Genomic DNA, 22,037 nt, shown 5'->3' on the forward strand with positions numbered 1-22,037 from the left:
TCTTTTGCTTAACTAACTACCCAATTTTTTTTGCCTTTTTCCACTTTTTCAGCAAGCCTTAATTATTATTCCATAAATAAACTCGGTTCTACATGAAAAAAATCTCCTAAATTCCGTGCTTGTTCTGCATTTATCTTTTCTTGTCCATTAAAAATATTATTAACTATATCTTCATTTCCTAAAACTGCTACTAAATCATCTCGACTTCTTTCAGATTCTTCCAATAAAAATAATAACATAGATAGAGGATGATTTTGCTGATTAGGTTGATAATTTTCTTTTTCAAACTTTTCTATTAAAGTAATTAACAACTGATATAATTCATCTTCTTCCGGTGTACGTTTCCGGTGCATTAAATCTTCCACGATTCCTAAAGCTTGCTCATTTTCCGCTTCAGTTTTTATCAACTTGGGAAGATAAGCTGTTAATAATTCCTTGTATTTTTCCCGATTAAAAGTAAGGGTCATTAATTTTTATTATCTATTCGGGTCTGTCAACAAACACCGTAACGCCATTAATACCCGTCTAGGACTTTTGCGTTGCATAGCCATTCTCAACCAATAAGCAGCTTCCTCCTTACCCATAGCCAGGCTTGGCATATTCTGGGGGTGCTGTACCATTGATGTCTAATTTTTATCAATTATAATGAGTTTGTTTCTAGATGTTACACCAGATTTAATTGTAATAGATGATTTAGGAACATCAAATTTTTTGGCTAATAGTTTAATTAGTTCTTCGTTGGCTTTACCGTCTACTGGTGGTGATTTTAAATGTACATTTAAACTACCATCTGCTAATTCTTCAATCTTTTGCTGCTGGGAATTTGGTTTAACTTTTACTATTTTTTGCATTATCTAAGTAGGTTGGCGTTAAAAATTGTCGTTATGACAAGGGAACAGGGAACTCTTAACTGGGAACAGGGAACAAGGAACTCTTAACTGGGAACTCTTAACTGGGAACAGGGAACGAGGAATTTTTTGGCGCTGCTGAATTGAGGTGTGAAAATCAAAAACTCCATTTCTCAAACTCTCACTCTTTATCTACTTTCCCTGTCTCTATTTTTTTCTGGAGGTTTTAAGTAATCCCTAACATTCTATTTACTTGTTGTAATGCTAGGGGTTTGCGTTCGATATTTTGGAAACATTCAATATTTTTTAGTTGTATGTAAGCAGTTTTGAAATTACTCGTTTTTAATAAAACAATGTCTTGATAAACTGCTTCTTGGGGAATTTTTATTTCTATTACCAAGTCTTGTAGTTGATTTTGGCTGATAGCTATATTCAAATATTTCAAAAATACTTCTCTTTTCTTGGAACGAACAGTTACCAAGTACCAGTTATCAATGCTTTTTTCTGATGGGTTTGAATCTATGGTTTCGATTTGTGACATGATTGCAGGTTTGACTTTTTTGAATTTATTTCAAGAGGAATTTCAAAACCTGATTTGTTTGATTAATTGATCATGGAAATCCTAATCAGCCAAATCACAGTTCTGACTTATTTAACCAATATTTGTAAGCTGCATAAGCTAGGGTGACTACTCCTGTCATAATAGCAGATTCATCAACTTCAAATTGTGGATGATGCAGGGGATGATTAATTATTCTCTCTTCATAGCCTACACCCAAGCGAAACATTGCACCAGGGGCGTGTTCTAAATAAACAGAAAAATCTTCTGCACCTAAGGATGGTTCTGGTAAAATCTGTACACGCTCATTAGTCCATGCTTCTTCGGCTGCTGATTGTAATAGCTGCGTTAGCGTATTATCATTTTGGACACTGGGTACACCTTGACGATAATTAACTTGATATTTCGCATTATAAGAATTACAAACGTTAGCTACTATCTTTTCAATCCAATCTGGTAAATTATTACGAGTTTCTGGATGTAGCGATCGCACTGTCCCCAATAATTGTACTCTATCAGCAATTACATTTGGCGCTCTCCCACCATTTATTTTACCAATACTCAATACTACGGGACGCAAAGGATTTTGGGTACGACTAATGGCCTGTTGTAATGATGTAATTACTTGTGATGCAATCCAAATCGCATCTATGGCTTCATGGGGACGCGCACCGTGTCCAGATTCACCAATAATAATAATCTCTAAATCGTCTGCTGCGGCTGTTAATGCACCATAACGAATACCAATCGAACCTGCGGGAATGGAAGGAAAAACGTGCAACCCTAAAATGGCCGCAACATTATTCATAACTCCATCTTTTACCATCCAATTTGCACCTTGAGCTATTTCTTCCGCTGGTTGAAATATAAACCTCACTTTTCCCCCCAATTCTGAGGCAATTTGGGAAAGTATCATCGCTGTTCCCAAACCTACTGTAGTATGAATATCATGTCCACAAGCGTGCATGACTCCGGGAATGCGAGAAGCATATTCTAAACTTGTACGTTCTTGAATGGGTAAAGCATCCATATCAGTACGAATTGCCAGTATATTATCACTATATTGTGTCCCTTTTAATTCACCAATCACACCTGTTCTGCCTATTCCCTCTTCTACGTGCAGTCCATTGGCGGATAATACACCAGCAATAAAAGCAGCGGTTTGATATTCTTCTCCGCTCAATTCTGGATGTGCATGAATATGTCGGCGGATTTCGACTAATCGAGATAATATACTTATTGATAATTCTTTGATTCTGTTGAGCATGGAAATAATTCTAAATTAATTGGGACTGAATTACCACAATTATTAGTATAGCATTTTATGAACAAAAATGAAATCACGGCGAATTACGATGAATCCTGGAAAGAAGCATTAAACGAATATTTTGATAGTTTTTTATCCTTCTTCTTTCCTGTAGCTTATAAAGCAATTGATTGGACAAAACCACCGGAATCACTAGATAAAGAACTGCAAGAAATTACGGCTTCATCAGCAACTGAAAAACGCATAGCCGATAAACTTTATAAAGTTTGGTTATTGGATAAAACACAAGTATGGATTTTAATTCATATTGAAATTCAAAGCCAATATGATGTTGACTTCCAAGAACGGATGTACACTTATAATTATCGTGCCTTTGACCTTTATCACCAATTTGTCGTGAGTTTGGCGATTTTAGGTGATACGAGTTCCACTTGGCGACCTAACAGTTATCATCAAGCAATGTTAGATTGTGAATTAAGTCTGAAGTTCCCCATTGCTAAACTCCTGGACTATGAATCACGGTGGAATGAACTAGAATCAAGTGATAATCCCTTTGCTATCATAGTAATGGCGCATTTGAAAACCAAAGCCACCACAGGTAATTTAGCAGAACGGGAACAGTGGAAATGGACATTAGTTAGGGGACTTTACGAGCGAGGCTTAACAAAAGAAAAGATTGTTAACCTTTTTAAGATAATTGATAAAATGATGACATTGCCCAAAGAATTGCAACAGGGATTAGTCGCTAAAATTAAACATTTGGAGGAGGAAAATCAAATGCCTTTTATTAGTCCAACAGAAGAATTAGCAATGGAACGAGGGGTAGAAAGGGGAATAGAGCAGGGAGAACAACAACTGATTTTCCGGCAACTAAATCGGCGAATTGGTCGAATTGAATCATCATTCATTGAGACAATTCGGACATTGACAATTGACCAATTAGAATTACTCGGTGAAGCACTCTTAGATTTCTCCACTGTCACTGATTTAGAACAATGGTTAGAAAATAACTCAGAGTTTTAGAAAACAAAACCCCATGGTTCACTAATTACTGTGGGGTAAAACAACTTTCTAGAAGCCGAGATTCTTGGGAGAAATTAAATTAGGACTTACGCAACTGTCACCCCAAAAATCTCTTGTAGGGTGCGTCAGATATCAACAATCTGTTTATTTGCAGGATTTATCCAGTAGCAAAGCACCCTACCAATGTGCCAGTTGGGTAAGTCCTGGAAAAGTTAGAAAATTTGCTACTTAGGTAAATCTCAAATATAAAGAAATAATTAAGAATATCCAAAAATTATATAAATTGTTATTACAGAACTATGCAAATGGGAACAAAGACTGTATATTAGTGTCAACTTGAGTATACCGAAAGATTTATAGTCTACCAATTATGAGATACCTCTGGTTCACCACAAAATGAACCGGGGGTATCTGTGTTTTGGGGCTAATTAACAGAATTTACCTCCAACCTAACCAACGTAAACAAGGACTAATTAAGTAATAGCTGATACTTAAAGAAAAACTAATTAAGATACTCACAAAACTAAAAAAACCCAGAGGTGAAAATATATCAAACCCTTGTGGTTCTCTATAAAAATGAAATAAATGTAGTCTTAATCCTAAGTTAGTGAAAACACCTATCAAATTAGCACTACCCAAACCAGCAATTACAGCATAAGCGATTTTATGAGTGCGAATACCTAAACCTAATGTCAGTATGGGAAGTGATATCAAAATCCATATTACGAAGTTTTCACTACTATTTTGAGTGGGAATGAATTGACAAGCTATCCAGCCTAGACTATAACCAATCAAACCCATAAAAGCGGAAACCAGAAACCGTCGCTTTTGTCCAAAACAACCTGACAAGCTTAGTCCCAAACCTGTTCCCAAACCTGCAAAAGCGTAGACTATGGTTTCTGCGGCTATGTACGGTTGATTTTTGACTAATGTTGGTAATAGATAGGCTAGTAATTCTAGCCAGCGATCGCCTAAACTGGTATAATCAGCCAGAATAAAACCGATGATAGTGGCTATTCCCATGCAAATACTAGTCAAAATCATTACCCAAATAGTCACCAAACCAGCAAATAAAAACTTAAATACTCCCCGAATAATAAATAAAGTTGTATTACCTATAGCTTGGAAAAATTGAACAACTAATTTTACTAAATACTTGCCAATGCGGGTAAATAATCCTTCCCGTGGTAATGGGGAAGCAATCTTTAATAATCTTTTGTGAATAATACCTGCGTGTGCTGGACGCGATCGCGCGTCATCCTGTACCATTTCATCTAGCAAGTCTGCTAAATCTGGTTTAATCTGACAATAATTACGCCACCGTAATTTTCCCGTGAGACTGTCTTCCAATTCAGGTGGATATTTACCCGTTAGGAGTTGAATCATCGTCCGTCCCAAAGCATAGAAATCTGCCCCAGGACCGACATTACTACCATGAATTTGTTCTTGAGGACTATAACCGGAGGAGTATAAGCGGGTGGAGGTAGAATGGGATTTTAAAACTGAACCACTAACTTGTTTAGCGCCCCCAAAATCAATTAAGACTAACTTATCCTCCTTGAGGGGTTTAGCGGGTGTAGAGGTTCGTAACATTAAATTAGAAGGCTTTATATCTCGGTGAATAATTTGGCGCTTGTGTAACTCCTGCAAAATCTGTACAGCTTGAATAAACCAACATAAAACTAAATCTTCTGGACAACCTTGGGGGGAATTTATTAATACTTCCTCTAAAGTATAGCCATGGATTTTTTCCATCACCAAACATGGTAATTGAAGGGGTTGAGGATTGATCAAATTAACTTGAAAATACCCATCATTGTCCACTTTGGGGACGGCATTACTACGGAAATTACTTAAAAATTCCGCCTCTTGCATGAACAATTCAAGTGCCTTCGCTGAAGTCTCTACAAGCACCTTGAGGACTTTTTCTGTTTGTGTCTTTTCATCCCAAATTGTATAAATTTGAGCAAATCCCCCTGATCCTAGTGGTTTAAGAGGGAAATAACGTTCTAACAAATGCAACTGTGCGCCACAACTGTTACAAAATTTGTTTCCCCAGGGTTGGGGATAAGGACGTTGACAATGAGGATTTATGCAGTGAACTGCACTCTGAGTTATCTGGGTCAAAACCACGAAAATACAAAGGCTGGATTGATTTTAGCGTCTCTTGAGGGTTGTGGATAGGGTTAAATCAAAATCAAGAAAAAAATTGGCACAAACACAGACCATTCAAATCAATTCAGATCAGGAATGATGGGTCTGACCCCCTATTAATTATCCGGTAAAAATGTAATTAAAAAAGATTAATAATCAAGAATGAAAAAATTTCAGAAAAATGCCAAATTGGCAACCATGGTTAAATAAACCAGGCTAAATTATATGAGACAAGCAAAAACAAGGGATTGTTAAGAGGTTAAATCAACTAACATAAAGCTCTTGTGGAGATTGTCTAAAAAATCAATAGAATTAGTATTTGCTGCACAGGAATACCTGCTAAATATAGACGTGATCGTTAACCTGCAAATTACCCCCCTAATTAACGGGTTTCGTCTATATGAATAAATTCCTAAACGCTTCAGCAGCAAATGGTAGAGTGGGAGAGAAAGGCGCTTGGTAATGCCTCCTCCCACTCTCTTTTTCTGGGGAGTTTTTCCTCACATAGAATTGGTATGACCCAACAACCAATTTAAATGCTGTGGTAATAATGTTGCTAAATCATAGTTATTGATTATAGTCTTTCTGGCAGCGGCACGAATAGGAATCATATCTGGGGAATTATCCAAAGCCGCGTTGACTTTGTTAGCAATTTGTTGGGGAGAAAAGAAATCTACCAACAGTCCATTTTTACCATCTTCAATTACTTCTAAAACTGGTGGAGTATCAGAAGCTATTAATAAACATCCTGTAGACATGGCTTCTAACATTGACCAGGATAAGACAAAAGGACGGGTTAAATAAATATGGGCTGAGGAAGCTTGTAAAACTTGGAGATATTCACTATAAGGTAGTCTACCGGTAAAGTGTAATCTGGATAAATCCAAATCTAACTTTTCTAACATTAACTGTTTATAGGTTTTACCATCTGGTAGAGTTTTTCCATAAGCTACCCTATCTTCCCCCACAACTACAACATGACAATTTGGCCGTTGTTGTTGAATTAATGCTACTGCTTCCATGAACTGAGGAAAACCGCGATAAGGTTCCATTCCCCTGCCTACATAGGTTACTAATTCTGTAACCTGGGAAAGGTCAAGATTAATGCGAGGTAAAACTAATTTAGCATCTGGCTGGGGTTGAAAAAAATTAGTATCAATTCCATCGTGACAAACACTGATTTTACTATGATATTCTGGGGGAAATTGCTGCCGTTGCCAATTAGTAGGAGAAAGACCACGATGACAATTATATAAATCAATTAAAATCGGGGCATTTTTCACACGAATACGACATAAATCATCTGCATTTAGTGGTTCACTGGGATCAAAATCAGCATCAGAACCGCGACCATGATAAAACCATTCAAAGAAACACAATAATTCTGCTTCGGGGAAAATTTCTTTCATAAATAATGTCGGACCCCAACCCGAATGACCGTAAATTATATCTGGGATAAAACCCTGTGTTTTCAGATTTTCTGCCATTCGATATACAGCTTGTCCAGTAATAACTGCATTTTCTAAATTGCGGACATAATGATGGGTTTGGGGTGCTGCTTGACGGGAAGGTTGATAAATAGCTTTAAATACACCAGGTATAGTTCCTTCCTGACGATTAGTGCCAAATACAATTTGGTAATTGCTATCTTGGGCTAAAGCTGCGGCTAAATGGCGAAATTGAGCGGGAAAGTTGGGATGTAAGAATAAAATCCGTTTGGGAATTGTCGCAGCATTTTTCATATATGTAAATACTTATCTTTGAGTCAATGTGATACTTATTTTATAATACATTACAGCCATTTTATTTTGAGGGTGATATTATTGACGCTCCCCGCCCTATAGAGGGACGGGGATTCTTGTTTCAATGAGCAACCTTACTCAAACTTGTTACCAAGTCTGAGCAGAGGGTCATCTCTCCACAAGGGTTAGAAGTTCCGGTGCGCCCCACCGTACTTAGATCATAGCCAGTTTGTTTTAGTGCTTTTGCTAGAATGTTAATTGCAGCATTGTGGTCACGGTCAAGTATGCACCCACATTTACAAACATGAGTTCTAACTGAAAGTGACTTCTTGACGATTTCTCCACAATTAGAACAATTTTGAGAAGTATATTGTGGTGCAACAGGTACAACCACACGACCATAGACTTTACCAAAATATTCTAACCATTGAGTAAACAATGACCAAGAAATTTTAGATTTTAGATTTTAGATTTTAGATTGGGAATTTTCGGTATAAGTAGGGGGCAACGGCCGTTGACCCCTACAATTTCAGGGCGGAACTAATCCAAAATTGCTAATCTAAAATCCCCAAGATCCACACTTGAGGGTGGAGTCAATCCAAAATCCAAAATCGTAAATCCAAAATCCACTGACCACCCCGCATCACTAATTGACTTGGCTAATTTGCTATTCTTAACCATATTTTTCACTTGCAGTTTTTCAAAGACCACCAAATCGTTAGATTTGACCACGCACAATGCTGTTGTCACAGCCAAGTCTTGACGCTGACGTGATACTTGCAAATGTTTTCAGGGATTTTATCACCCATTACCTATTACCCATTACCCATTACCCATTACTAGTCTCAACTAGATAATTAGCAACTTGAGTTATTAATAAATTTATAGAACAAAATACATTATTGCAAATATAATTCACTACTAGACAAATAAAGTCCACACTTTGATAAACTCTGTTATCATCTGCATGGACTAATGTACATTTGCTGAAAGTTAACTATGGAACATCCCTATATTCTTTATTACTTATTTTCTAGTCGCCATTTTTTCCTCAAGAGGTTTAAAAGTCTTTTTAGTAGCGCCACAAATAGGACAACTCCAATCATCGGGAATATCAGTAAAAGCTGTACCCGCTGCAATTCCCGAATCAGGATCACCGATAACAGGATCATAAATCATGCTGCATTGTCTACAAATCCATTTTTGAGTGTGAGGGTCTTCGCTTATTACTCTGGTGATAGTTTCTCCACCATTTAATACTTCTAAAGCCTCAATATAGCGATCTGCATGATAATTTTCAATGAATTTGAGCAACCCAAAACGGTGGGCTGCGGTGCGAAATGTGTTAGCATGATCACTAGATTCTTGAGATTGGTTGAGAAATTCTGCCGCTGCTAAATCATCTCGATCTTTTTGGGCAGCCGCCGCGAATTGGGGATACATTGTAGTGTATTCATAGGTTTCACCTTCAATGGCTAAAGATAAACAACGAGAAATTATTTCCCGTTTTTGTTCATCATTTAAAGCAGCAGCATTTTTAACTACAAGTTCAGGATGTAATAATTCAAAATGTGCGAAAGCGTGTTCAGTTTCTTGATCTGCTGTTTCTTTAAAAAGTTTCGCTAAATCGGAAAAACCCAGTTGACGCGCTACCGCTGCAAAAAATAAGTATTTGCGATTTGCCATTGATTCACCAGCAAAGGCAGATTCTAAATTTTGTAGTGTGGTAAAATTTGATAAATCCATAATTTTGAATGTCTGTGAAGTATTTTTTATGTCGTGGTACAGGATTTGAAAATTGGCTCTTTTAACCAATTTCTCAAGTATTCATAGAATAGTGATCAGCCCATTTTTAATAATCCAGTTTTTTGAGCTATTTCAGGATAATTATCCAACTCAAAATCTTTGATAGTGGTGTAATTGGTTGAGACGGTTGAGGGAATTATAAACTGGGATAATCAATATATTCTCTGGCTTCTGAACCATAAATCTTTTCAGGATTTAGTGTATGCAAATGTGGGTTAATTTCTAAGTCTTTTGGTAAATCTGGATTGGCTATAAATAGCAGACCAAAAGATACTAAATTGGTATGATTACTGTTTATAATTGTATGAATTAAAACCCATTAAAACCAGATGCCAAGGCGTTTTTTGCCCCTTTGATTTCTAGTCACCAAGAGATTTTCAAGAGATTTTCAAGAGATTTTATTTTTCTAAGCGCACCGCATACCACTGTAAATATTTTCCTGGTCCAACATCCAAATTACAACTTGTATTTAGTAAATATCGTGCTTTTTCGGTGACAGACTGGAATTTTTGTACATCTGGCGGTAAATCATGATCAGGAAGTTGTGATACAATTTCCTCTAGTTTTGTTAATAACTCAGCCGCTGTGAGAAATTGTTCTGGTTGATTTGTTTCCAAAACCACGAAATCGTCCTCTTGATACATTAATGAATTTGGCATTTTTGGTAATGGGTAATTGGTAATTGGTAATTGGTAATGGGTAATGGGTAATAGTTTTACCACTGATAACTAACTAATAACTAATAACTACGATGGATATACTGGCAAAGTAAAATGAAACCATGCACCACCGTGGGGAGATGAATCCACCCAAATTTGACCGTAGTGAGCGCGGATAATGCGTTGACATAAACAAAGACCAATTCCATATCCATCTACGTTTTGATCACGTTGGAGACGGAAAAGATGCTCAAAAATGCGATCGCGGTTTTCTTCAGGAATACCAGGACCGCTATCACCAATACTAAATTCCACCTTTTGCGTAGTGCGATGTAGTCCCGACAAACTGATAATACCACCAACAGGTGTATATTTGATGGCATTATCTAAAAGATTAATTAATGCTTGCCTAATTCGGGCTGGATCTGCATACACTAATGGTAAATCTTGAGGAATATCTGTTTCTATAGTTTGGGATTTGCTAATATAGCGATCGCTCAATTCCTCTAACACCTCTAAACACAGTTCCCCTAATTGTAGTTTTTGGGGTGTAATTGGTAGTTCTGTGTCTTGACCAAACCCTACTTGTAAAAGTTCAGCAATCATCCGATCAATAATCCGTGTTTGTGCGCGGGCTTGTTTTAATAAATGCAGTGCCATGGCTGGTTTTAAGCGGGGAAATTCCCCTGTTTCTGGATTGTAATGAGATTGAAGAGTTTCAATAGCGATCGCCGCAGCCGTGAGGGGATTGCGGAGGTCATGGGCTAAAATGGCAATGACGCGGTCTTTAAACTGTAGCTGTTCTTGTAGTTTTTCCTTTTCCTGCTTTAGCCGAAAAATTTCATCTGAGAGTTGAATCAATGCAGATGAAGTAGCAACAGAATGAATAGTATACTTAGGTGATATTACTTGATTCTTTTCATCCAGACGTTCTTGTAAATCCTCCTGTAATTTCAAAAACGTATCTACTGTGGTTTGCCAACGCGGCCACCAAGTTTTTAACTGCGGGATGATATTAGTACCAGCGATAGTCTGTTGTGGTTCTGGATGAATTTTCACCAAAGCAGGAGTTGCTATTAACTTAAAGTGTTCCGCTAAATAAGGCTGTTGTTCAACATCAATAAGTTGTAGTTCAAAACTATACACAGCCTCTAATTCTTTTAAGTAAGCGCGAATTCGCTGTACTTGTTGTCGAGACTTAGGTCGTCCATCAACAAACAGCAACAATTGGAGTGGAGCCTCAGAATAGTTAGGCTGATCCTGGGAAACTTGCATGACATCTTGTTTCAGCACTGGTAACAACCTGGCGACGCTTTACAGAAAATAAAATGGACTAACTAACGTTGGTCGATGGCCGTTGTTTTTTCCAATTTAATATCTATTTTAGATTTTTCCTACTGTAGTCCGATTTAGGTTTTTGACATCAGACGAATTTTTGCGGAATTTTGCCGACTTTTACCTGGATTTTTACACCTATTAGCCCGAATTTGCCACTAGATGCCCATCAAATCGAATTTGTCTTTTACCTGTTGTTAAAAATGCTAGGGTAGAAGGTGAAAATCAATTTGTGATTTCTTTGTGTTTTTCCGTAACTACCCTGCTGCTTTCTTGAGTTTAGCTGTTTTACTATCTTCCTTAACAGCTTGTACCAACAGTCCATCTGCCAAAAACCTGGAACAATCATTGGCTGCTGATCCTCGGCTGCAAAATACTCCTGTTCCCTTTGCTAAACCGACTAGTCAGCAAGTAACACCAGACCCAAACACATCAACAATTAAGTTACCGGCTGATTTTCCCCCAGATCTTCCGATTTATCCCAATGCTGAATTAAAAGAAGTTACACCAGCTAATTCTGAAAATAAAATCTCAATTCGTTGGCAAAGTGCTGATCCTAGTAATTTAATTACCAGTTTTTATCGTCAACAATTTCAGGCTCAAAATTGGCTTGTCCAACAGCCGGAAGACGATGTGCAGGGTACTTTTACAGCCCGACGTAATGATTTACTCATTACTGTGACAATTCAGCCACAAACCCAAACAGCGACGAAATTATTAATTGAATATTCGTCTCATTCCCAAACTACAGCTACTAATCCAGTCACCTCCCCAGATCATCCCCAATTTATTGGTCCGCTATTGCCTAAAACCAATAATACCAAAATAGTCACCCAACCAACTAACAAATCGGAAACTTTAGCCACCCCAGAATTTATTGATCTACAGAAAGCACCCCCGGAATGGCGATCGCATATACAAGATTTAGCATTATTAGGCGTATTTTCTATCGAACCCAAAACCACTCAAGAATTTCTACCTAATAAAATTATCACCCGTCGAGAATATGCTCGCTGGTTGGTTAATGCCAATAATACCATGTATTCTAATAATCCAGCCAAACAAATTCGGTTAGCATCCCCTAGCACTCAACCAGCTTTTAGGGATATACTGCCTCAAGATGCTGATTTTCCCTTGATTCAGGGATTAGCAGAAACGGGTTTAATTAATAGCACTTTATCAGGAGATGCAACAGCGGTTTTATTTCGCCCTGACGCGCCTTTAACGCGAGAACAATTACTATTATGGAAAGTTCCTTTAGATACCCGTCAAGCCTTACCTGGTGCTAATTTAGAAGCTGTTAAACAAACTTGGGGATTTCAAGATGCAGGTAATATAGAACCAAAAGCATTGAAAGCCATTTTAGCTGATTTCCAAAATGCTGAACAATCAAATATTCGCCGCGTTTTTGGCTATACAACTTTATTTCAACCGAAAAAACCCGTAACTCGTGCAGAAGCAGGTGCAGCTTTATGGTATTTCGGTACTCAAGGTGAGGGAATTTCAGCGACAGAGGCCTTGAAGTTGAAAAACTAAACCAGTCAGGACTTTCCAGAAATCAGATTTTGTGTGTTTTTTCCTGGGTTTGACAATTCTCGTTACTGCATTGATTCTAAATAACGCCTTAATTTACTACTAAACCAATCAATAACTGTCACTACTAGCAATAGCACTAACATCATAGTTGTCGCTTTAGTATATTCAAATCCATCTATATAGCTTTTCAATTGAAAGCCTATCCCCCCAGCGCCAACCACTCCTAAAACCGAAGCCGCACGGATATTATATTCAAACATCCATAAAGTATAACCTAGTCCTAGCGGTAATATTTGCGGTAATATACCATATTGAGCAATTTGCATTCTTGATGCACCAATAACTTGTAAAGACTCTAAAGAACGATGATCTACTGATTCTATAGCTTGTTGATAAAATTTGGCCAGATATCCAATAGTATATATTGATAATGCTAATGTTCCCGCAGGTGCGCCTAAACCAGTAGCAGCGACAAAGATTAAACCTAAGATAATTGAGGGTACAGAACGAACAGCATTTTGGAGTAAATTTGCTATCCATCTTAACCATAAAGGAGCGATATTATTAGCACTAGCCATAGCAATTGGTAATGATAAAATTGCGCCTATAGTTGTTCCCCATACAGACATTTGTACAGTTTCAATTAATCCTTGAACAGCGATATCTAAAACTTGCCAATTTGGAGGAAATAGCCGAGAAATAAAATCCGTAATAAAAGGCCAACTATCTTTTAATAAGTGAAAATCAACCTTTAATCCTTGTAAAGACCAGATATAAACTTCAATCATCAACAAGAAAATAACTAAAGGAACAAACCAAGGATAACGATGAAGAATTTGTAACTTAGCAAAGGGTTTCATTTTTTTAAACAAAGTAAAATTTTCTATTTTGAATTTTTCGTAAGCATTCAGCCGCAAATATTAAGTAGATACATAAGGTGCGTTACGCTGGTGCTAACACACCCTACTGCTGACAATTTATCAAACTCTTTCTCTTTGGATATTTGCGTCTTAGCGTGAGATCAGGTTATACTTTTTTCAAGAAAATTGAGCTTGTAAATTTTCACATTTACCATCATAAACTACTTCACCTTTATCTAAAATAATAGCTCTTTGAGCGTATTCTGTAGCTAAAGTTAAATCATGTAAAACAGTAATAATAGTTAAACCTTGTTGATGTAATTCGGATAAAGTTGTCATTACTTGTTGTGAAGCTATTATATCTAAACCTGTAGTAGGTTCATCAGCTAAAAGTATTTGGGGAGACTGCATTAATGCGCGAGCAATTGCTACTTTTTGTTGTTGTCCACCACTCAATTTACTGGTTTTTTGATATATGTGTTCTTTTAAGCCTAATTGTGTTAATAATTCTAAGGCTAATTTACGATCGCTTTGAGGAAATCCCAATAAAGTTTGTCGGTTTTTTCTAACTCCTAATCTTCCACATAAGACATTATCAATAGCTGGTAATTGTCGAATTAATCCCCCTCCTTGAAATAACATTCCCACATCTCGACGAATTTGTGGTAATTTTTGTTGAGAGCAAGAAACACCATTGATTTTAATTTCTCCTTTGATTAAAGGTACTAAACCCACGAAAGATTTTAACAATGTTGATTTACCCGCACCATTCAATCCTAATAAAGCCACAAATTCACCTTGATTAATTTTGCAGTTAATTTTATTTAAAATTGGACGTTTTAGAGATGAAATATAATCTGTCTCTAAATTGGAACATTCAATGCAATTCACGTTACTTCTGGATAAATTTAATGAGTGGGAATTGGTCTTTTTTACTTGATAAATAGTCATAAATAACCTAATTACAAAATTTCGTAATCAAAGGACTAATGGAAAACCAAAGATTTTTAACCTGCGTAAGCAGGTTTTGTCTGTGTAACGGCGTTTTCTAATCGCTTGTGTATTTATTCTCTCCTATTTATGGTTCTATTCCTGTATTTTTTAATGCTTCTCGCACTGGTAGCAGATGACGATTATGATCAATTCTTACCAATTCTGTGGAATTATATAAACCAGTTAATAATTGATTATTTTCTGATTTATTTAACTTTACAAAAGCATTAATCAAATTTTCTCTGACTACAACTGGTACATCATCATCAATCGCAATTCCATGAGCAGGAACACCAGATATTTTGTGTAATACTCTAATTTTATCTCTATTTTCCGCTGCTAAATAAGGAGGAAAAAGAGCATATTCTGATACTACAGCCACATCAGCTTGACCTCTAACTACAGCATCTAAAGCTTTACTATAATTCCCACCATAACTAACTTTACCAAAAAAACTATCTAAACGGTCACGATTAGGAACAAAACCCTGTTTTACTAGTTCACTAACTGGAAAAATAAATCCAGAACCAGAGGTAGGAGAAGTGAAAGCCATGGTTTTTCCTCTTAGTTGTTCTAGGGTTGCTTTCCCGGAATTTTTACTTTTTAATTCACTATTTTTAGGAACAACAAAAATAGAATTATAAGTGTATCTTCCAGAGTAATTTTTGCGAACTTCAGCCAAATATAACCGAGAATTTGCTAATTGTTCTGCTTTTAACGCGGAACGACTGCTTAAAAATGCTACATCAGCCCTATTTGCTCTTAAAGCCTCTACTGCGGCTGTTTCATCACCTACTTGCGCTTTGACAGATATTCCTAATTCTTTTGATAAAAATTTGGCCACACTATTAGCTTTATTTTGCAAGTCAGTAGAATCAGAACGGCTAGGAAAAATTATAGTTATATCTTGCATTTTTTGAGCAATTAAGCCTGTTTTTGCTTGTTTTGTGGGATATTGAGCGATCGCAATTGGCAAAAACCCTGAACTAGTCCAAGCCATTCCCATTAACGCTAATAACCCTCCAGAAAGGCTATACAGACTTTTTTTACACACTTTCATCTTTCTACTCCATTAAGAATTATTTTCAATATTTTTGCAAATTTATTGCAACTAATTTCCTAAAGAGACTTTATCTTTTTTAGAAATAAAAGTCAATAAGGTGAAGATTTTTTTCACATTTAGGATGCTTTGTCAATAATTAATATCTATTGTAGATAGATTATATTTAATTAAATATATCTTAATCAAGATGATCTAAAACTCATAAAAATTTAAGCGTGAAGTATATATATTAAAAGTTAGGTAAATTACCAGTGAGGATAGTCAAAATTATCTGCATTGAGGAAGAATTATGGTATTATTATAAATAGACAACAGCTAGAAAATTAGTTTTCAAACTGATGTTATTGTATGCCATAAACTCAGAATTTACTATATATAAAAACTATATATAAAAAATGATGAACAAATTAAGAATTTACCAGCCAAGAAACCTCTGGTTTGAAAGATTAATGGCCATTACCGCCAGTTTGAACTTAATATTAGTTTTATTGGATTTAAGTTACGTACCCTGGCGAGATTTTTACTTCCGCAGACTTCCTGGAATTACTCGATTTTATGACCCCATTAAAGGTATTGAATCTCATCGTGATACCAAACAATATTTACAAGCAGTAGAGGAATTAGAAGCACAGATAACTCAAACAGGGTTAAACTCATTGCCAGTCAAAACTAAGTTAGAAAACCTCCGTTTTCTTAGTCAAGAGATGATTGAAACTAATCCTTTTGCTGGAGCAGGAAAAAGTGGAACTCTGGAAAAAATTAAAAACCGAATGCGGGAACATATCGGAGAAAAATCTGCAAAAGCTGCATTTAATACTTTTTGGAGTCAGGAATATTTATCTAAACATGATTGGAATCAAGAAATAGATTTTTTCCGCGAGAGAATTAGCCCGGGAATTGCGATCAACTATTATCGTAAAATTGATGAAAATGGGGAATTTCTGAATAATTTTTGGAAAATTGATTTACCTTTTGTGGTTCTATTTACTATAGAATTATGCGGACGGACTTTTTTTATAAAACGTAGATATAGTCATTTAAGTTGGTTAGAAGCAATTCTCTGGCGTTGGTATGATTTATTATTAATAATACCAATTTGGCGCTGGTTACGAGTTATTCCAGTGACAGTGCGACTTGATCAAACAAAGCTGGTTGATTTTCACTTAGTCAGAAGACAAATTCATCAAGGTATTCTGGCTAATTTTGCGGAAGAAATTACAGAAATTGTCGTAGTTCAAGTAATTAATCAAGTTCAAGGTTCAATTCAACGAGGTGAGATTACACGCTGGATATTAGAATCAGAAAATGTGCGTTCTTACATAGATATCAATAATATCAATGAAGTAGAAGCAATGACAGGATTATTAATTAAAACACTGGTTAATCAAGTATTACCAAAAATCCAACCGGAAGTAAATGCTATTTTAGTCTATAGTATTCAAATTGCTTGTCAGCAATTACCTGGCTATAATAACATTCTCATGTTACCAGGATTAGGTAAAGCTCAAACACAAATTAGTGAACAAATAGCTACCCAAATTACTAATAATATCTATGGTGCTTTATCTAATACTATTAAAGATCCTATGGCGGCACAACTTTCTACTCAGCTAATAGAAAAATTTACAACTTCATTCACTTCAGAAATTCAGCAAAAGCAAGTTTTAGTAGAAATTCAAAGTTTGCTAAATGACTTTTTAGAAGAAGTTAAAATTAACTACATTCAACGTTTATCCCAAGAAGATATAGACAAAATACTCGAACAAACCAGAAAAGTGCGAGCAGAATCATCTAGTCGTTATGACAAGGGTACAGGTGACAGGTGACAGGTGACAGTTGACAGGTGACAGGTGACAGGGTACAGGGTACAGGGTACAGGTTTTGGGCAACTTTACTTTTCGTTACTTATGTCGGTTTTTTTCCGTTCACCTACTTAACTAAAAAATTAGGAATACAGCAGTTGCCAATATTGGTACAGACATTAATGATATTGTAGAGACTTTCCTGGGAACGTCTCTACATTCTTATAATTTCTGCTGTTTGCCCTCTATTACTGCATTTCGTCGTATTCTGCGGTTTCTACCCTTCTTGCTTCCATACGCGAAGAAGGCAAAAACTCAGCGCGACGAACAGGTGCTAAAGGCGGTGTAGATCCATTGTAAGGATGAATTACTTGGACAGTACGCACAGGACGCTGTTTTGGCGCAAATAAGGACAATACCCCAGCCACCACAATACCCCCACCAATGGTTAATGTTGCACCGCCCACAGCCCAAAGCATGGGGGAATTTCGCCAATCATTTTGCTCCGGTTGTGGTAGCGCGGCTATTTTTTGTTGTTGACTAGCTAATTGGGCTTGCCATTGTTGTTGAGTAGCACTTTGCAGTTGTTGTTGGAGTTGTTGGTTTTGTAACTTTAGTTGTTCATAGTCACTTTTAAACTTCTCAATCTGCATCTTCTGCTTTTCCATTTCTAGACGCTGATCAGAAGTGGGGGCAGTTGGCGGTTGATTAGGATATACTGGTTGTCCGTAATTAGGCGGATACTGCACAGAAGGCTGCATTACCTGGGGTGCCATTACCGTTCCTGGCATTTGTGGACTGACAGCAAAATTTGATGATATGGGGGTATTTGTCCCTTTAAGCAAGACTAGAGCCGCTAACCCAGCTACAGCAACTCCGCCAATAAATGCCATACTTTCACTCATTGCTGTTATCCTCCGAATGCTACTAAACAGTAACTCTTATGTAACCGATGTACTCTCACACCCATAATTTTTACCTACTTCGTATTATATGTAAAACTCAAGTTTTAAAACAGTGTATCAGTTAGTTTTTGGTCTATTCTAATATATGCTGTTATTATTTAACGCTATTACAGTCAAATTGTCCAGTAGAAAATCACAAAAAAATACACTGTTTTTATTTTTGTTTAAATGGGATTGTTGAGGGCTGTCTTGAGACTTTGGCAAAACTGACCAATGGCCTCTAGTCCCTGTTCTGGTGTTCCTTCTGCTAGTCGCTTGACCACAGCACTACCCACAATTGCTGCATCTGCGCCCCATTCCTTTACTTGCCGCGCTTGTTCAGGTTCGGAAATACCAAAACCCACACCAATGGGTTTATCTGTAACATGACGAATTTCTTGGAGTAAATCAAAAACCCGTCCTTGCATCTGGGTTCGCATACCGGTGACACCAGTAACACTTACCAAATAGATGAAGCCCCCGGAAGCACGAGCGATCGCTTTTATCCGCTCATGATCACTGGTAGGAGCTACCAATAGGATTAAATCTATCCCCCTCTGGGCGGCAGGTTTTATTAGCCCTGCTGACTCTTCTAGAGGCAAATCAGGAACTACTAACCCCGCTACTCCCGCCTCCTGAACTTGCTGGAGAAATTTATCAATACCTCGATGTAAAATCGGATTGTAATAGGTAAATAAGATAATCGGCGATCGCAAGCTTGGGCTAATATATTTAAGCATCTCTAATACCCGCTCTAGGGTTGTTCCCCGTTGCAAGGCACGAGTAGCAGCGGCTTGAATCACTGGACCATCGGCCAAAGGATCAGAATAGGGTACACCTAACTCAATCATATCAGCACCAGAACGATCTAGAACCTGCAAAGCTTTAGCTGTAGTTTCTAAATCTGGATCACCAGCGGTAATAAAGGGAATCAAAGCGCACTCCTGATTCCGTCTCAAACTTTCAAAGCAACGAGAAATAGCAGTCATTTCACCTAGTCAGTAGTCAGTAGTCAGTGGTCAGTGGTCAGTGGTTATTTATAAAGAAACATAAAGAAACAACTGACAACTGAACAATGATAACCTTAAACCTGAGATTCTTTTTCTTGTTCAATTTTCGCCTGTAGTTTGGCTAATTCTTCAGGAGAAAGTTCATCAAGACGCTTTTGCAAAAAAGCTGTTTCATAAGCCTCTCGTTGTTGATGGTAGGTCATTTTATTCCCCATCGCTCGGAAAATATAGGTGCATAACCAGCCAATTAGACCCGCTATCAAGAATACCTGGCTCCAGATCCCAGCATTTTGACTATCTAAACCTACTAGCTGCAAACCCACATAAGCCAAACCACCGGCTACGAAAACGCCGAAACCAATACCAATCGCGTCAATACGTCGCATGAGTTTTATGACCTACCAAATCTTTATTTAAGCAATTTTGCGCGGACGGGGGTTCAAATTTACAAATGGTGAGAGAACGAGTAAACCCGGAAAGAAGAAAAACACCAAAAAGTACATAAACACCCGTTCCACAGAACCAGCCGTATACCATCTTAAACTCAAGTAGAAAAAGACAGCAATTGGTATCACTAGCAGATAAGCGCCAGCCAAACTCAGATACAGTAGTGCTACAACCATATTCCTTACCGCAATTTGAGAAAACTATATTTGGTGTATTCACTTCATAATACGCTGAATGCCGGGATTAAGGGAATCAGTAATCAGCAATTTAGTGTATCAATCTCCATTTATCAACACGGAAAAAATTTAATTTGCTCAAAATCTCAAATTTATGATATAGTCGTCTAAAGCCATTAAACTGGAAACTTGAGCAAGCAAAAGCCTAACTTTCTGTTTTGTTTGGGGCCAAGTCCCAAATATTCAAGTTAGGAAAATAAAAACTAAATTTTTTAGAAATTTTTTTCAAAATCTACTTGCCAAAAAAAAGTAATTAGTGGTATAACAGACAAGCAGGCGAAAAACTGCACAAAAAACTAAAAACCCTTCGGGAGTGTGGCGGAATGGTAGACGCTACGGACTTAAGGAATTGAGCCTTGATAGGGAAACCTTTCAAGTGGAAGCTCTCAAACTCAGGGAAACCTAAATCTCATAACCTAAATTTGGTTTATAGATATGGCAATCCTGAGCCAAGCCCGGAAAATCTAAAATTTGAGATGAAAATTTCTCAAGTTAAAGACCATGGGAAGGTGCAGAGACTCGACGGGAGCTACCCTAACGTCAAGACGAGGGTAAAGAGAGAGTCCAATTCTCAAAACTTAGAATTGCTTGAGCAACTGAGTAGTAGTGAAAACTGCAAGAGAATGAAAATCCGTTGACCTTAAACGGTCGTGGGGGTTCAAGTCCCCCCACTCCCATCTGAAAACTAATTAAAGGCACAATAATACAGAAGTACAGAAATCTATTTATTTGCGTCTTCCTATTACCTGTTACCTGTTACCTGTCAATAATGCAAATCCAGTCTCCTTGTACAATGGCTGTCACACCACCAGGAAAGGGGTCTGTTTGAGAACGATTGGGGGCTGTAATTAAAGCTACCAACTTCTCAATGTGTTCAAAGTTGGGGGACTCAGGTAATATTTTTTGAAGTACCTGACGCATTACCCGACGTTGCAGCGCTAAAGGTAATGTTTTTAAAATTTGACGATTTAGCTGTAAATCCTGTTTCTCACCCTTTACTGAGGCTTCTAGCCGCCAATGATCGGCTGTTTGTTCTAGATATTCTACCTCAGCTTGAAGCAGTTCCGCTGTTTGGGCTAAATTTGTCTCTACTTGGGAGTGGAAATTTACCTTTAAGTATGGTATCAATTCTTGGCGAATGCGGTTGCGCGGATATTGTAAATTTTGATTGGTGCTATCTTCCCAAATGGGTAAATTAAAATCTTGACAAAACTGCTCGGTTTGGGAGCGGGTAATTTCTAACAATGGACGGACTAAGATAATATGATCAGTTAGTGGCCGTTGCCAAGTTAAAGCTTGTAAACCATCGGCACCAGTACCACGAATTAAATTATATAATAGGGTTTCTGCGCGATCGCTGGCGGTATGTCCGGTGATTATATATTGATAATGATGAGTTTGGGCAATTTTAGTTAAAGCTTGATATCGCCAATTTCTGGCTGTAGCTTCACTATTAACAGGTTCATGGGCTGTTTCTAGATAAAAGGGTATATGCCAACTTTGTGCTAAATTTTCCACATGATCAGCATTGTCCTGGGAATCTTCGCGCCAACAATGATCACAATGGGCTATAGCTAAATTCCATGCCCATTTAGGTTGTATATCTAATAATAATTTAATTAAACATAAAGAATCTTGTCCACCAGAAACTGCGACTAATAGCCGTTGGTCGCGCTCAAATAGATGACGGCGGTGGATGGTACGCTGTATTTTAGCGTGAAGGGGAGTCCATGTCATGAGAGTTTTCAATATT

General features: G+C 37.3%; 22 protein-coding genes and 1 pseudogene. 3 read left to right on the top strand and 20 right to left on the bottom strand.

What is annotated here, in order from left to right; translation table 11 throughout:
- Positions 1–65 precede the first annotated feature (65 nt).
- From FFO06_RS06640 to FFO06_RS06655, 5 genes are all read right to left on the bottom strand, one after another.
- Complete coding sequence (locus FFO06_RS06640) at positions 66–467, bottom strand: helix-turn-helix domain-containing protein (protein WP_137907323.1); 402 nt, start codon at positions 465–467, stop codon at positions 66–68.
- Positions 468–476: 9 nt separating this feature from the next.
- On the bottom strand, positions 477–620 hold the full coding sequence (locus tag FFO06_RS21885) for a DUF7680 family protein (RefSeq protein WP_168359252.1): 144 nt from the start codon (positions 618–620) through the stop codon (positions 477–479).
- Positions 621–626: 6 nt separating this feature from the next.
- On the bottom strand, positions 627–851 hold the full coding sequence (locus FFO06_RS06645) for a DUF167 domain-containing protein (protein ID WP_137907324.1): 225 nt from the start codon (positions 849–851) through the stop codon (positions 627–629).
- A 223-nt stretch (positions 852–1,074) separates the two neighbouring features.
- Positions 1,075–1,389: a chromosome segregation ATPase gene (locus tag FFO06_RS06650; protein WP_137907325.1), complete on the bottom strand. Its 315-nt coding sequence runs from the start codon at positions 1,387–1,389 to the stop codon at positions 1,075–1,077.
- Between the two features lie 94 nt (positions 1,390–1,483).
- On the bottom strand, positions 1,484–2,674 hold the full coding sequence (locus FFO06_RS06655; protein WP_137907326.1) for a M20 family metallopeptidase: 1,191 nt from the start codon (positions 2,672–2,674) through the stop codon (positions 1,484–1,486).
- A gap of 57 nt (positions 2,675–2,731) precedes the next feature.
- Between FFO06_RS06655 and FFO06_RS06660 the strand changes: the two genes are divergently transcribed.
- Positions 2,732–3,697, top strand: coding sequence for a DUF4351 domain-containing protein (locus FFO06_RS06660; RefSeq protein WP_137907327.1), 966 nt, complete (start codon positions 2,732–2,734; stop codon positions 3,695–3,697).
- A 438-nt stretch (positions 3,698–4,135) separates the two neighbouring features.
- On the opposite strand, the gene FFO06_RS06665 is transcribed toward FFO06_RS06660, so the two are convergent.
- The 7 genes and pseudogenes from FFO06_RS06665 to FFO06_RS06695 form a co-directional block, all read right to left on the bottom strand.
- Positions 4,136–5,830, bottom strand: a complete 1,695-nt coding sequence (locus FFO06_RS06665; RefSeq protein WP_137907328.1) for a serine/threonine-protein kinase — start codon at positions 5,828–5,830, stop codon at positions 4,136–4,138.
- Between the two features lie 521 nt (positions 5,831–6,351).
- Entirely contained in the window at positions 6,352–7,593 is a 1,242-nt protein-coding gene (locus FFO06_RS06670) for a glycosyltransferase family 4 protein (RefSeq protein ID WP_137907329.1), read from the bottom strand.
- 121 nt (positions 7,594–7,714) lie between these two features.
- Positions 7,715–8,050: pseudogene (locus FFO06_RS06675) on the bottom strand (RNA-guided endonuclease InsQ/TnpB family protein); the annotation flags it as partial.
- 83 nt (positions 8,051–8,133) lie between these two features.
- Positions 8,134–8,343, bottom strand: coding sequence for a hypothetical protein (locus tag FFO06_RS22545; RefSeq protein WP_370743528.1), 210 nt, complete (start codon positions 8,341–8,343; stop codon positions 8,134–8,136).
- A 276-nt stretch (positions 8,344–8,619) separates the two neighbouring features.
- Complete coding sequence (locus tag FFO06_RS06685) at positions 8,620–9,339, bottom strand: rubrerythrin family protein (protein ID WP_137907330.1); 720 nt, start codon at positions 9,337–9,339, stop codon at positions 8,620–8,622.
- Positions 9,340–9,797: 458 nt separating this feature from the next.
- The gene (locus tag FFO06_RS06690; RefSeq protein WP_137907367.1) at positions 9,798–10,058 is read right to left on the bottom strand and encodes a CRR7 family NDH-1 assembly protein; all 261 of its coding nucleotides are present in this window, start codon (positions 10,056–10,058) and stop codon (positions 9,798–9,800) included.
- Between the two features lie 87 nt (positions 10,059–10,145).
- Complete coding sequence (locus FFO06_RS06695) at positions 10,146–11,351, bottom strand: histidine kinase (RefSeq protein ID WP_190372509.1); 1,206 nt, start codon at positions 11,349–11,351, stop codon at positions 10,146–10,148.
- A 285-nt stretch (positions 11,352–11,636) separates the two neighbouring features.
- On the opposite strand from FFO06_RS06695, the gene FFO06_RS06700 reads away from it, so the two are divergent.
- The gene (locus FFO06_RS06700) at positions 11,637–12,929 is read left to right on the top strand and encodes an S-layer homology domain-containing protein (protein WP_137907331.1); all 1,293 of its coding nucleotides are present in this window, start codon (positions 11,637–11,639) and stop codon (positions 12,927–12,929) included.
- A gap of 62 nt (positions 12,930–12,991) precedes the next feature.
- Here the strand turns inward: FFO06_RS06700 and phnE are convergent, their stop codons facing one another.
- The 3 genes from phnE to FFO06_RS06715 form a co-directional block, all read right to left on the bottom strand.
- Positions 12,992–13,789: a phosphonate ABC transporter, permease protein PhnE gene (phnE, locus tag FFO06_RS06705; protein WP_137907332.1), complete on the bottom strand. Its 798-nt coding sequence runs from the start codon at positions 13,787–13,789 to the stop codon at positions 12,992–12,994.
- A gap of 177 nt (positions 13,790–13,966) precedes the next feature.
- Positions 13,967–14,740, bottom strand: a complete 774-nt coding sequence (locus FFO06_RS06710) for a phosphonate ABC transporter ATP-binding protein (protein ID WP_137907333.1) — start codon at positions 14,738–14,740, stop codon at positions 13,967–13,969.
- A gap of 127 nt (positions 14,741–14,867) precedes the next feature.
- A complete protein-coding gene (locus FFO06_RS06715; protein WP_137907334.1) occupies positions 14,868–15,842 on the bottom strand; it encodes a phosphate/phosphite/phosphonate ABC transporter substrate-binding protein in 975 nt (324 codons plus the stop codon).
- A 401-nt stretch (positions 15,843–16,243) separates the two neighbouring features.
- On the opposite strand from FFO06_RS06715, the gene FFO06_RS06720 reads away from it, so the two are divergent.
- Entirely contained in the window at positions 16,244–17,671 is a 1,428-nt protein-coding gene (locus tag FFO06_RS06720) for a hypothetical protein (protein ID WP_137907369.1), read from the top strand.
- Positions 17,672–17,895: 224 nt separating this feature from the next.
- Here the strand turns inward: FFO06_RS06720 and FFO06_RS06725 are convergent, their stop codons facing one another.
- From FFO06_RS06725 to tilS, 5 genes are all read right to left on the bottom strand, one after another.
- A complete protein-coding gene (locus FFO06_RS06725; protein ID WP_137907335.1) occupies positions 17,896–18,552 on the bottom strand; it encodes a heterocyst differentiation related protein in 657 nt (218 codons plus the stop codon).
- A gap of 224 nt (positions 18,553–18,776) precedes the next feature.
- A complete protein-coding gene (gene trpA / locus FFO06_RS06730; protein WP_137907336.1) occupies positions 18,777–19,580 on the bottom strand; it encodes a tryptophan synthase subunit alpha in 804 nt (267 codons plus the stop codon).
- Positions 19,581–19,675: 95 nt separating this feature from the next.
- Complete coding sequence (locus FFO06_RS06735; protein WP_137907337.1) at positions 19,676–19,987, bottom strand: DUF3007 family protein; 312 nt, start codon at positions 19,985–19,987, stop codon at positions 19,676–19,678.
- Between the two features lie 27 nt (positions 19,988–20,014).
- A complete protein-coding gene (gene ndhL, locus FFO06_RS06740; RefSeq protein ID WP_137907338.1) occupies positions 20,015–20,224 on the bottom strand; it encodes an NAD(P)H-quinone oxidoreductase subunit L in 210 nt (69 codons plus the stop codon).
- Between the two features lie 816 nt (positions 20,225–21,040).
- Positions 21,041–22,021 (bottom strand): tRNA lysidine(34) synthetase TilS, encoded by a 981-nt coding sequence (tilS, locus tag FFO06_RS06745; RefSeq protein ID WP_137907339.1) that lies wholly within the window; start codon positions 22,019–22,021, stop codon positions 21,041–21,043.
- Positions 22,022–22,037 lie beyond the last annotated feature (16 nt).

The sequence above is a fragment of the Dolichospermum planctonicum genome (assembly GCF_005402965.1).
Taxonomy (GTDB): Bacteria; Cyanobacteriota; Cyanobacteriia; order Cyanobacteriales; family Nostocaceae; genus Dolichospermum; species Dolichospermum planctonicum.